At 58.3% G+C, this 937-nt stretch carries 1 protein-coding gene; it reads right to left on the bottom strand.

Features of this window, described 5'->3' with window-relative positions:
* Positions 1-26: 26 nt before the first annotated feature.
* The gene (locus tag GXY01S_RS16725; RefSeq protein WP_061276909.1) at positions 27-863 is read right to left on the bottom strand and encodes an IS5 family transposase; all 837 of its coding nucleotides are present in this window, start codon (positions 861-863) and stop codon (positions 27-29) included.
* Between the last annotated feature and the right edge of the window lie 74 nt (positions 864-937).

Genomic DNA, 937 nt, shown 5'->3' with positions numbered 1-937 from the left:
GTATAAGAGCCCGATCCGAAAGTTTTTCAAGCTTGATAATGCCTTGCTGTCCGTCGTGTGAGCATGCGGATCGAGGCGATCAATGTCCATGCGGTTGAGGAAGCAATGGACTTTTCCCAATCTTTGGCGAGCCGCCTGCACCGTCCCAGCCAGGCGAATGTCCGTTCAACCACCCAGCGGCGCGGCAGGATCTGAAAGCCCTTCGCCGTATCGGACCGCCTGATGATTTCGATCGTCCATTTTCCCATGGAGGCGAGCGCGGATCGCAATTTGTCGCCAGCATAGCCGCCATCAGCGAAGATGTGGCGCAGCCAGGGAAAGCGCCTGCGTATTGCCGCCAGGACATCAACCGCCCCATCACGGTCCTGGATGTCGGCGGCATGAACGAGGAGAAAGATCAGGAAGCCGCAGGTATCAGTCACGATATGGCGCTTGCGGCCCTTGACCTTCTTGCCCGCGTCATAGCCCGAAAGCCCGCCGCTTTCCGTAGTTTTCACCGACTGGCTGTCAATCACGCCCGCGCTCGGGGAGGCTTCACGCCCCTCGATCTCGCGCAGGGTCATGACCAGCACCGTATTCATGACCTCGAACAACCCGGTATCACGCCAGGCGTAAAAATAGCGCCTGACGGTCGAGACCGGCGGAAAGCATTTCGGCAGCAGGCGCCACGCGCACCCGGCCGAGGCTATGTAGAGCATCGCGTTGACCACCTCGCGCATATCAGTCGTGCGAGGGCGACCGCCCCGTTTCGCAGGGGGCACAAATGGCACGATCAAAGCCCATTCCCCGTCCATCATATCCGATGGATATCGCAGTCCTTCCCGGCTATGTTCACGTCGGGCAATACCAGTCCATGTCACCATTCACTCCATCTCTTCGTAAAGACGGATGAATCACAACAGGCTGGTATTGTTCAAAAACTTTCGGATCGGGCTCT

It is taken from the genome of Komagataeibacter xylinus NBRC 15237 (assembly GCF_001571345.1).
GTDB classification, from domain to species: domain Bacteria; phylum Pseudomonadota; class Alphaproteobacteria; order Acetobacterales; family Acetobacteraceae; genus Komagataeibacter; species Komagataeibacter xylinus.
This window is presented reverse-complemented; position numbering and strand designations above follow the sequence as displayed.

Coding starts and splice junctions, on each gene's coding strand:
- GXY01S_RS16725 (WP_061276909.1), bottom strand. CDS start 863: ATGGTGACATGGACTGGTATTGCCCGACGTGAACATAGCCGGGAAGGA.